Genomic DNA, 11,623 nt, shown 5'->3' on the forward strand with positions numbered 1-11,623 from the left:
TAAAAATTTTTAACACTATATCCTTGAGTTTATGAGGCTTTTAAGATAAAAATAGCTTAATTCTTTTTTGTATTGACGCCTTATTATATCCATTAACTTATTGAATATATTGTAAGTTAAAAGAGCATCGTCTTTAGCTCTGTGAAGTCTTTCGTATTTTATGTTAAAGTAATCTGCTACTGCAGAAAGTTTGTAGGATTTTAGGTTAGGGATGAGTTTTTTGGAAAGTTCAAGGGTGCAGATATTTGGAGAGTTTAGTTTTTTGTGAAGATATATGCTGTAAGCTTTGCTTAAAAACGATAAATCAAATTTTACGTTGTGACCTACTATGATATAGTCTTTTACAAAGTTATCAAAATCGTATATAATCCCTTCAACCTTGGGTTGGCCCACCAGCATAGCATTTGTTATTCCTGTTATTTCTGTTATCCTTCTTGGAATAAAAAATCCTGGGTTTATGAGTCTGTGAAATTGTTTTGTGATTCTTTCTTTTTCTACCAAAAAGGCAAAAATCTCTATTATTTCATGCTCATCTGGATTAAGGCCGGTGGTTTCTATATCTAAAACTACGTATATGTCATTCTCAAAAGATTCACTGAAATACATAATTTCACATGCATTACTGAAGAAATACCTTTATGTAGCTTTCTTTTTTGAGTTTGTGTAAAATCTCATCGTATTTTTTCTTCATCTTTTCTTCTAAAAGCTTTTTCTTTAGCTTGTCTAGGTCTATGTTTTGATATACAAGTTTTATGTTTTTAACCTTAGCAATGTATATGTTGTTTTTACCTTCTGCAAAGACTATATCACCTTTCGATGCTTTCCAAACCTGTTCGTCTAAATTCTTTTTCAAGTCTCCTTTTGCTACTTCTAATTCTTGAGGAGTTAGGTTTAGTTTGCTGGCTATCGTTTTTAAGCTTGTGGTGCCATTTAAAAGTTTACTTAGTTTATCTTTGTCTTTTTTGGGCACTATAAGAAGTTCAATATCTCTTTCTATTTTAGGTTTGCCGTATTTTAATTTTAAAAGCTCAATATCAGAAGGTGTAATTTTAACAGCTTTTCTTAAGTATTCTCCAAAGCCAGCTGTTGCCAAGATCTCTTTTCTTAAAAAGTCTCTAAACTCTTTTGGCGATATACCTTGTTTTTTTAGCTCTTCGTAAAGTTGTTCAACGGTAAGGTTGTTTTGAGAGGCCAAGTCTTTTATAGTTTGGTCTAAAAAGCTCTCTGGTGTGGCCATATGGTTTTCGCTCAAATATTGGTATATGAGGTATATATCTATAAGCCTTTTTAAAGCTAATTTTGCATCTTTTGTACCAAAATAAACCATTGCTATTTTCAAATCGCTTTCTAAAATTGGTTCACCGTTTATGGAAGCTACAACTCTATTTACTAAAACTCCCGGCGTGCTATGTAAAAGCTCTTCAAAGCTTCTGTTGGTAGCGCTTTGTCGGTTTATAGTTTTATGGCTTTTATCAACGTTTTTATCAGTCTTGGCGTTGGCGAATGTAATATTTATTAGGGTTAGCATAGATATAGCACTCGTTAGTATTTTGCTTTTGTAAAATTTCATAATACCTCCTACTTATCATTTTACCTCAAAAGCAATTAGCTTTGTAGGCTAATTTTACCTATATCAGAATATGCTATATCTCCGGCTATTACATAAGATTTATTTTGATATTTAAAAGCCAGTGAAACGGTTATACAAAAATCATCCGTGGCTTTAGAAAGATAAACTCCTGTTATATAAGGGGTTTCCGATGCATTTTTAAAATAAGCTTCTTTTGATCTATCTGCCCCCTTTTTTCCTGTGGCTATGCTTTTAGATATATCTGGATTTATTATATTGTTGGATATCTGGATTCCAGACTCGTTCATTATATAGATAAGGTCGTAAAAAGGATACTTTTTAAACATATCGTAGACCACAAATTCCCACAGATTTTTTTCAGTTTTCACTAGATTGTTGGCAATATCTTGTATAGAGGATGATATTTTTTCTTTTATAAGCTGGACTGTTGGATAATCTTGCTTTGATAAGTGCGTTATCAGAAGAGGCTGTAATCCATCAATTATCGCTACGGTATTTTTCATATCTTTTATATATACTTTCAATATATCTATTCGTTTTAGGAAGGCATCGTAAGATTTTATGTTGTTTAAATTTAGTACGATGGCGTACATAACAGGTGTTTTATGGGTTTGAAACAGTACGTTGTATTCTTTGTAAAATTCATCAAAGAATTTATTTATAACATCTTTTGTGATTTTTGTTTTGTGTACACTGTATATTTCGTTATCGGATTTTTCTATATAAGTACAACATTCGTTAGACATATTTTTTAATAGATCTCTTATTAGCTTAAACAGCGAGTCTATTTTATAACTAAGCTCTTCTTTTAGTTCTTTAAAATCCTGAAAACCTATAATCACTGCATAGTAATCTTTTCCTAACATGTTAGATATTTTGTCTTGAGAAGAGACTGGGAATTTGCTTAGATAATGGATTACTGTGTCGTAATTTATTACTCCTATGTATTGATTTTTGTTGTTTACCAAAAATATATCAGACACTTGGAGTCTAAGGACCTCAATAACATCTGAAAGTCTTTGTGGGTTTATATTGGTGTTTTTGACTTTTGGAAGAGGTTTTGATAGTTCTCCTACATTTAAATTTTTATTTGCAAAAGCTATGTCGTCTTTTTTGACAATACCTATAGGTGTTTGATTTTTTAGTATAACAACGTATTTGTAAAAGGGCTTTTCTTTGAAAAACTTATAAACCATATCAACACTATCTTCATAGTTAAAAGCCGGTATGTTTGAAGAAAAAATGTCCAAACTTACATAGTTTTCAGCTTTTGGCATAAATACCCTCTTTCAATATAAATTCTAATACTTTATCTGGTATCATATATTTTACACTCTTACCATGCTTTATACGCTCTCTTATTTCAGTAGAGGATATATCTATAGTTCTTGTGTTGCAAAAAATTGCATCTATATCGTTGTTTATAAAAATATCTTCTTTCCCTCTTTTTACCACTATAAAATTTGCAATTTTTACAAGATCTTCATACCTATACCATTTGTCAAGCGTTAGATAAGCATCGTAGCCTATTATGAAGGTTGGGGGCTGTTGATATTTTTCTTTTAGTATTAGAGCACTTTTATAAGTATAAGATATTTCTTCTTTTTTTAGTTCTATATCCTCTATAAAAGCCCAAGGTTCATCCTCCAAGGCAAGCTTTAACATTTCAAACCGCTGTTTGGGACTTGCTATAGGTTTTGGTTTAAAAGGAGATATAAAAGCTGGCATAAAATATATTTTATCAACATCACAAAGCTCGCATACATCCCTTGCCACAAGTATATGCCCTATATGTATCGGGTCAAAGCTACCACCAAAAAACGCTATACCCATATACCTTGATTTCTTATAGCTTCAAGCTTGTCTGGTATTTCCACATCAAATCCGTAAAGCTTTTTAAGTTCTAAAGCGTTCAAAAAAGCTCCTGCTCCAAAGGTGTTATTAAAAAATATGTAAGTGGGTTTATACTCTTCTATTTTTCTTATCTTGGTTTTTAGTTTTTTAAGCTCGTCTATACTGTATATGTATTTGTAAGGATTTTCTTCGTCACGACCATGTATCCTAATATAGTTAAAGTCTGCTGTGCTAATCCAAGGTCCTACCAAAGCATCTTCTTTTTTGGGAGCATCTACATTTACTATGCTAACGTTGTTTTCTTTTAAAAGCTCAAAAACATCTTTTCTATTAAAAGACTTGCTTCTAAACTCTATGGCCAAAGGTATTGGTTTTAAGCTTTTTATAAGATCTTCGATATGTTCTAAAGACTCTTCTTTGTAGTGCATAGATGGTGGAAACTGCATTAAAAGTGCTATAAAACGCCCAGAAGATACTATTGGTTCTATGTCTTCTATAAACTTCTCCAAGCTTTTTTTATCGTAATTTTTAAAATGTGTAAAGCTTCTATGGAGTTTTATTGAATACCTTAAATTTGGCGCTTTTTTAAGTATAGATTTTATATGATGCTTTTGTGGATATCTATAAAATGTGAAATTTAACTCAACGCTATCAAAAAATCTTTGGTAATAAAGTATAAACTCAGATGGTCTTATGCCGTTAGGGTAAAATCTTCCTATGGCATCTTTATAATAATATCCACTTATGCCGATGTGTATATTAGCATTCTTCATAGAGCGGTCCGACGCATTTCATATTCAAGTAGTGGCTGTTTTAAAAACCAATTTTCAGCAATACCAAATAAAAGCAAAATCAAAGGAAGATAAAGGCTCCAAAAAAAAGTAAACAAAGATCCAAAAAGCTGATACACCATTGTAGCCACAAAAGGTATAAATAAAAAATCCTCTTGTTTAAAAGCTTTTAAACTAAAACTAAATTTTAACACCCTCCAATAAAACCAAACAAGTCCTATAAGCCCAATAAGACCCTTTTCTATGTATTCTGATATAGCTTCAAAAGATTCAAACTTTTCAAGACCAAGCTTTGGATCTAATTTTAATCCACTTCTAATCCCATGTCCTATTAGAATGGCTGGTATATTTTTATCCTGAATATCCTTATCTATTACTCTAAAAGCGTGTATCATAATTTTATATCTTAGGCTTGAAACTGTGTTTAACTCTTTTGTGGTAACCTGCTCGTGTTTTAGGATTTTAACAATTACATCAAACCTAGGATCTTTTCTAAAAACGTAAAACCCGCCTACCGAAAGCACAAGCACCGAAGCGGTTAATATTGAAAGCACAAGTTTTTTAGAATAACTACCCAAAGATGCACTTAAAAAAACGCTTAGCCCTGCCAAAAACCCAAGCAAATCAGATCTTTTTGTACTAAGTACCACCATCAAAGTATAAACCAAAAAAAGCCCTAAAAACAAAAACCTTTTCCAATCTTTTTTATATAAAAAAATACCAATGCTAGAAAAAGCTAACATAGAAAATATAAACCCAGAATCAAAAGCTCCGCCAAAAAAAAGCATCTCATAGCCTTTTGATTTTATATTGTAAAAACCCACAACTGTAAGCGGGATCCCGATAAGACAAAAGTAAAGATTTATCTTTTTAGCAAAAGCTAAATAATCTATATCAAGATAATTTTTTGCTAGATATAAAAGCATAAAAACAAGCTCTTCTATAGCGTGGTTTATCTTTGATATATTAAACAAAATGCTTGATATGAGTCCAGGGGTTATATAAGTAAATATAGGAGCCGTCAAAATACCTTTTAGATTTTTATTTTTAATCTCGTCGTATAAAAGCACCAAAAGATATATCACAACAAAAGCTTCAAAGATTGTTATAGATATAAAAAATGTAAAAGCTAAACACCAAAGGAGTGTATACCTTATCTTATACAATGAGATCTGCATACTCTTTTGATAGTTTAAAAAGCTTTTTTGCGTTTTGGATAGCGCTGTCTTTGTTTTCTATATGTGGGTCTTTTAGTAAAAACGATGTAACTTTACCCCTAACGTAAGCTCTGTAAGATTTGTAAAAGTTTAAAAATATATCAAAATCTTCGTCTTTTGTAGCGCTTTTATAGGTATCTTCATATATTTTTGAAAAATCTCTATAACCTTTAAGATCAAGCTCCATAGATAAAAAACACATATCGTTTATCTGATCTTGTATCCTAAACCTATCGTTAAACTCTATAGCATCCATTATACATATGTTGTCTTTATCTATTACCACATGCTCTAACCTTATATCTCCGTGTCCATCTATAACATAGCCTTCTTTTTGCCTTTTATAAAAAAGGTCTTTATGCTTTTCGTAAAAGCTATTTACTTTGTCTTTTATAAACTCGTAATCTTCTTGTTCTATGGTTTTACCTATAAATTCTTTAGTTTGCTCAAAATTCTCATCGGTGTTAAACTTCATTTGATTGTATACGTCAAAATCATACATCTTTTTACTTTGAGAGTGAAAATAGGCTATTTTTTTAGCCACATTTTTTATATCCTCTTCTTTTAAAGAGTTTAGTTTGTTTATCATGAAAAGTTCATCTTTTACCCTTTTCATCTTAACGGCGTACTCTACCACCAAAGCCTCGTCTTGGTCTTCTTGGGAAAGCTCGTAAGTGTTGTTTATTTTTATTATAGGTATCACACCAAGATAGACATCTTCGCAGAATCTTTTGTTTATCTCAAGCTCTTTGTAAGAGTAAAACAGCCTTTTTTCTAAGGTTGAATAGTCCAAAAATCCAAAGTTCACAGGTTTTTTTATTTTATAAACAAACTCATCTGTGATGATGACAAAAGAGCTATGAGTCTGAACAAGCTCTCCTCTTAGGTTTTCTCTTAGATGATAAATCAAATCAGACATTTATCTCCGCCTTCAGTTCTTTATTTTTAGCATCAAGATCTTGCAATAGTTTGCTGTATTCTAATATCCAAGAGCTGTTGTAAACTGATATATCTTTTTTGTAATCGGTTTTAAACATCCCTTCTTTGTAAGAGAAGGAATTTCCTATGCCTGCTAACTTTGGAAGCTCTTTTAGTATGTCGTCGTCTATTGGGAAAGGTAAGACTTTTGAAACTTTTTTTAAGCCTCTCAACGTATGGATAGTACCATCTTTTTCACCGGTGAGCTTCATCGGTATACAGGTATCTGCTAAAAGAGAAAGATCGCTCTTGAAAGGTGTTACAAGGGTTAGTTTTGTGTTTTTAAAAGCCTCAAATACAACATCTTTATCAAAATAATCAAATAAATCTTCACCAAACAGCAGCACTGATTTTATCTCACCTTGTTTAATCATTTCTAATATGAGGCCTATATCTGTTATCGGTATATCTTTTAAAGCTTCGTAAAGACCAAGTGCGTTTGTTTGTAAAGGTATTGGCATAACTGGGGCATCTATTTTGTTAAGCATATTCCCAAGTTTTGATGCTTCTTCATATCTGAAGCTATAAACATCTACTAATATAGCTGTATCCTTGTCTATTACATCATGGATTTTTTCTATGTCTATGTAAGTTGGTTTAAATTTGTTATCCCTTGATTTTTTATTGGATGTCTTATAGACTTTGCCGTTTATCCTATAACTTACCACAGTGGCAACTGAACTTATATCATCTCCTATAAATACAAATTTGGTTTTTGATGTAATATCATCAAGATGAGCTATTGGTTTTTTGTAGGCTTTTAAAAATGGAATTAAATCAACACTAATTACAGAAGATACGTAAGAGCTTGCTTTTTTAGCTATCTCTAAAGCTAAACTTATCTCTTCGTTGGTCATAAAAGGAGATATTATGACTGCCATAGGTTTTTCTTTGAAGTTTTTGTTTATTATCTCTATTGGCTCTGAGAAGGGAAATCTGTTTTGATTAGCGATGGGTTCTTTTATTCTGTTGTCGTTTAACATGTCGTATCCAAAAAATATCTTTGCGCAGCTATCAAGTTCTTTTCCTGGTTTTGTCCTATAAACTTGAGCTTTTGACTTCCAATCTCCTACACCAAACTCAAGCTCTACATTGCATCCGGTGGGGCAATTGAGACATATGGTCTCTTCATTTTTTAAAAGCCAGCTTCTTGACCAAAACTTAAAAGGTTTTGATATGATAGCACCCACTGGGCATACATCCACGCACATACCACACATATCACAAGATGATGTATCAATGGGTCTTACTGTTGGGACTATGTTTGAATCAAACCCTCTTTCTTCTACATAAAGGGCTTTTGCTTTGTTTATATAATCACACACCCTTGTACATCTGTAGCACACAACGCATCTATTTGAATAGTACTCCAAGTAATCACTTTGCCAATCGTGTTCTTCTCTGTGCTTTTCTAAAGCTGATACTGGTACTATCTGAGTTTGTGGTCCATAAAGAGCTCCGTAATTTTGTAGATCGCATTCACCGGCTTTATCGCATATTGGACAGTCAAGAGGATGTCTTGTCATATAAGCTTGCAACAAGTAGGCCTGATTTTCTTTTACAGCTTTTGCTTGGGTGCTGACTCTAAGGCCTTCTTGTATTTGAAGCGTGCAAGATGGTATAACGCGGTTTTGATTTTCTACAAGCACTATACAAAGCCTACAAGAACCAAGCGCTGGTAATCTATCAAGATAGCAAAAATAAGGAACTTCTATACCCACAGAAAGCATGTATTTTAATAAATTTTCTCCTTTTGGAGCTTTATATTCTTTGCCGTCTATAAATATGCTAACTGTTTCCATAATTACCTCCTAACATATTTAATATACTAAAAATTGTTTCTTTTGGATTGGGGCTATTAAATATACTCCTTCCCATAACAATTATATCCGCTATCCCAACGACTTCTTGTAAGCTTACTACCCTTTTTTGATCGTCTTTTTTGTCTTTATCAAGCCTTACTCCTGGTATAATGGTTTTTAAGTTTGGAAATTTATTTTTTATACTAAAAGCCTCAAAACCAGAACATACAACACCATCTAAACCGCACTCATTAGCAACACCAGCAAGATTTAAAACCATCTCTTCTAAACTATACCTAGAACCTAAGAACTCCAAATAAGATGAATCATGAGATGTTAGTATTGTAACCCCTATTATATTTGTATTTCCTTTTATATCTTTCAAAGGACTAAGCATTTCTTTTCCACCAAGCGTATGTACGGTAAGATAATCTATGTTGTTTTTAGCACAAACTTCAACTGATTTTAAAACAGTATTTGGTATATCGTGAAACTTTAGATCCAAAAACACCTCAAAATTATCTTGTTTTAGGGCTTTTAATAAAGAAAAGCCCTCTTCTAAAAATACTATGGGACCTATTTTTACAACTACTGGAAGGCTCTCTAATTCTTTCAAGATGCTCAAAGAGCTTTTGTCGTCTATGGCTAGCGCTAGCTTAGGCATTTTTTACAAGCTCTTTTACAGAGGCTGATAGTTCTTTTATATATGTTTCAAAATAAGGTAACAGCTTTTTTAAAGTTTCATAAAACTCTTTGTGATCAACATCCCACGTGGTGATAAGCTTATTTTTGAGTCTCATCATATCGTAAGCTGCATTGGGATTTTCGATGAGGTTTGCCTGAGCCATCACCACAAGACAATCGTCAGAGGGATTTTTTAGTTTAAACTTAGGTGCTAAGTGCCTACATATATCAAACAAAGCATCGTAGGCTACTTGATAGAAGTATTTTGCCCTATCAAAATACATTGGTTTTGATAAAAACTCTGCTTCGTCTTTTGATAGTACAAACCTTAGTTTTTCAACGGCATCTTTTATATGTTTTGCTTTTTCATTTAGAAAATCGTAATCTATAAGAAGGTAATTTTTTGTGGTATTTTTTATGTAGTTTATAATTTGTTCTGCAAAATCTCTAAAAAGTTTTATGTGGGTATTAAGGAAATCGTATAGGCAAGACGGATCTATATCCTTTTTTAAATCTCTATAATTTACGTAGAATTCTGATAGATCTTTCATATCTTTGGCAAAAGGAAATCCTAAGCTTTCAGAAAGCTCGTAAAGACAGTGTTTTGTAGTTTTTATATTTAACACTTGGGATATGTGTCTACATGGTCTCATTGCAGATTCAAAGGCTATGTTGAAATCTGTTCTTACTTTGTCTATTACAAGTTTATTTTGTACAAAAGATTCTTTTGGGAGTTTTAGATTTTTTAATATATCTTTATAGGCTTTTTCAAGGTTTATAAAGCTTTGTACTATAAGCGATATATTAAAGCCTTTGGTTTTCATCTTATGTATTATAAACTAATTTTATATTTTTTGTATGCCGTTTGTTAGCCTAAAATGCCCATATGTATTAGTATTGCGCTTATGGAGGCTGGTGTGATACCATCTATATTTTTTGCTTGGGCTATGGTGGCTGGTTTAAGTTTTTTTAGTTTTTCTATAGCTTCTTTGGTAAGACCTTTTACGTTTTCATAATCCATATCTGGTGGTAATTTTATATGTTCAAACATTTTAAGTTTTTCGTTTAATTTCTTTTCTTTTTCTATGTAATATTCGTATTTTAATATTATTTCTGTTTCATCTTTTATATAAGGGTTTTGAGGTACATCAAAGCCAAATTCTTTTAATTTATCAATGCCTTCTATCGCTATTATTTGAGATAAAGTATAGGGTTTTGGGTTTTCACCCAAATTTATAACGGTTTTTTGGCTTTTATAATAATCAACATAATAGTTTATTCCGTTTAAAAGCTCTTTGGCAAGTTTGTAATCTTCTTCATTTAAAAGCCCAAGGTTGTGAGATAGCTCTAAAAGTCTCTCTGGTGCATTGTCTTGTCTTACCGATAATCTATATTCGGATCTTGATGTAAAAAGCCTATAAGGTTCTACTATTTCCTTTGTAGCCAAGTCCTCTGCCATAAGTCCTATATAGCTGATAGACCTTGGTAATATTATAGGTTCTTTGTTGTTTGCCCTTAAGCCGGCGTTTATACCTGCTAATATTCCTTGTCCTGCGGCTTCTTCATAGCCTGTGGTGCCGTTGAAGTTTCCAGCGTGGAACAGTCCATTAATCTTCTTAGTTTCAAGCGTTGGATATAGCTCCAAAGGATCCACTATATCGTATTCTATGGCGTAAGCTGGTCTTATAAGCACTACGTTTTCAAGCCCTTTTATAGTCCTATACATCTCTTGCTGTATGTCTTCTGGTAAGGATGTAGAAAGCCCGTTTGGGTATATTTCTATTGTATCTTCTCCTTCTGGTTCTAAAAATATCTGATGTTGGGCTTTTGATTCAAACTTTACAACCTTATCTTCTATAGATGGGCAATATCTAGGACCAACACCTTTTATAAGACCACCGTAAAGAGCCGTTCTGTGTAGATTTTTTCTTATTATCTCATGGGTTTTTGGGTTTGTATAGGTAATATAGCAATTTATTTGCTTTTTATTTGGCTCAAACCAATAGCTTCCTCTTGGGTCTGAAAACAATGAAAATTTGGGTGCTGGTTCATCTCCTGGCGCCGGTTCTAGCTCATCAAAATTTATTGTTCTTTTATCAAGTCTTGCAGGTGTCCCTGTTTTAAACCTTTTTAGCGTAAATCCAAATCTTTTATAAAACTCATCAAGCGTCGTAGATGGTGGTTCCCAAGCTCTACCGCCTGGGAAAACTTTATCACCTATAAATATCTTTCCGTTTAAAAATGTGCCTGTGGTTACCACTACAGCTTTACACTGATATTCTATGCCAAGTTTTGTTTTTACTCCAATTACTTCATTATCTTTTACAAGTATATCTATTACTTCATCTTGTACAAGGTATAAGTTTGGTATGTTCATAAGGGCTTTTTTCATATATTCTTTGTATTTTAGCTTGTCTGCTTGAGCTCTTGGTGCCCATACAGCTTCACCTTTTCTTCTGTTTAGCATCTTAAATTGTATACCTGTAGCGTCTATGGCTTTTGCCATTTCACCGCCTAGTATATCTATCTCTCTTACTACGATGCTTTTTGCTATACCACCTATGGCTGGGTTGCAAGACATCTGTCCTATGTTATCTATGTTTATTGTAAAAAGCCCAACACTATCGCATAGCTTTGAAGCGGCTATAGCTGCTTCTATACCGGCATGTCCTGCCCCTACAACTACCACATCAAATTTCATATATT

11 protein-coding genes are annotated in these 11,623 nt (G+C 32.6%); all 11 read right to left on the minus strand.

Features of this window, described 5'->3' with window-relative positions; all coding sequences use genetic code 11:
* Positions 1-15: 15 nt before the first annotated feature.
* From HY04AAS1_RS02110 to mnmG, 11 genes are read right to left on the minus strand one after another with little or no spacing between them, the layout of a single operon-like run.
* Positions 16-606 carry a 3'-5' exonuclease gene (locus tag HY04AAS1_RS02110; protein ID WP_012513463.1) on the minus strand — a complete coding sequence of 197 codons (591 nt, stop codon included), beginning with the start codon at positions 604-606 and terminating at the stop codon, positions 16-18.
* 13 nt (positions 607-619) lie between these two features.
* The gene (locus tag HY04AAS1_RS02115; protein WP_012513464.1) at positions 620-1,570 is read right to left on the minus strand and encodes a SurA domain; all 951 of its coding nucleotides are present in this window, start codon (positions 1,568-1,570) and stop codon (positions 620-622) included.
* Positions 1,571-1,605: 35 nt separating this feature from the next.
* The gene (locus tag HY04AAS1_RS02120; protein ID WP_012513465.1) at positions 1,606-2,868 is read right to left on the minus strand and encodes a PDC sensor domain-containing protein; all 1,263 of its coding nucleotides are present in this window, start codon (positions 2,866-2,868) and stop codon (positions 1,606-1,608) included.
* Positions 2,855-3,424 (minus strand): nicotinate (nicotinamide) nucleotide adenylyltransferase, encoded by a 570-nt coding sequence (nadD, locus tag HY04AAS1_RS02125; protein ID WP_012513466.1) that lies wholly within the window; start codon positions 3,422-3,424, stop codon positions 2,855-2,857. The genes HY04AAS1_RS02120 and nadD overlap by 14 nt, the downstream gene beginning before the upstream one ends.
* Entirely contained in the window at positions 3,415-4,218 is an 804-nt protein-coding gene (locus HY04AAS1_RS02130) for a DUF72 domain-containing protein (protein WP_012513467.1), read from the minus strand. Before HY04AAS1_RS02130 ends, nadD begins: the two co-directional genes overlap by 10 nt.
* Positions 4,215-5,414 (minus strand): hypothetical protein, encoded by a 1,200-nt coding sequence (locus HY04AAS1_RS02135; RefSeq protein ID WP_012513468.1) that lies wholly within the window; start codon positions 5,412-5,414, stop codon positions 4,215-4,217. Before HY04AAS1_RS02135 ends, HY04AAS1_RS02130 begins: the two co-directional genes overlap by 4 nt.
* Positions 5,395-6,372, minus strand: a complete 978-nt coding sequence (locus HY04AAS1_RS02140; RefSeq protein ID WP_012513469.1) for a gluconokinase — start codon at positions 6,370-6,372, stop codon at positions 5,395-5,397. Before HY04AAS1_RS02140 ends, HY04AAS1_RS02135 begins: the two co-directional genes overlap by 20 nt.
* Positions 6,365-8,233 (minus strand): 2Fe-2S iron-sulfur cluster-binding protein, encoded by a 1,869-nt coding sequence (locus tag HY04AAS1_RS02145; protein ID WP_012513470.1) that lies wholly within the window; start codon positions 8,231-8,233, stop codon positions 6,365-6,367. The genes HY04AAS1_RS02140 and HY04AAS1_RS02145 overlap by 8 nt, the downstream gene beginning before the upstream one ends.
* Positions 8,220-8,897: an orotidine-5'-phosphate decarboxylase gene (pyrF, locus tag HY04AAS1_RS02150; protein WP_012513471.1), complete on the minus strand. Its 678-nt coding sequence runs from the start codon at positions 8,895-8,897 to the stop codon at positions 8,220-8,222. Before pyrF ends, HY04AAS1_RS02145 begins: the two co-directional genes overlap by 14 nt.
* Positions 8,890-9,741, minus strand: a complete 852-nt coding sequence (locus tag HY04AAS1_RS02155) for a DUF86 domain-containing protein (protein ID WP_012513472.1) — start codon at positions 9,739-9,741, stop codon at positions 8,890-8,892. Before HY04AAS1_RS02155 ends, pyrF begins: the two co-directional genes overlap by 8 nt.
* A gap of 44 nt (positions 9,742-9,785) precedes the next feature.
* Positions 9,786-11,618, minus strand: coding sequence for a tRNA uridine-5-carboxymethylaminomethyl(34) synthesis enzyme MnmG (gene mnmG / locus HY04AAS1_RS02160; protein ID WP_012513473.1), 1,833 nt, complete (start codon positions 11,616-11,618; stop codon positions 9,786-9,788).
* Positions 11,619-11,623 lie beyond the last annotated feature (5 nt).

The organism is Hydrogenobaculum sp. Y04AAS1 (genome assembly GCF_000020785.1).
Classification (GTDB): domain Bacteria; phylum Aquificota; class Aquificia; order Aquificales; family Aquificaceae; genus Hydrogenobaculum.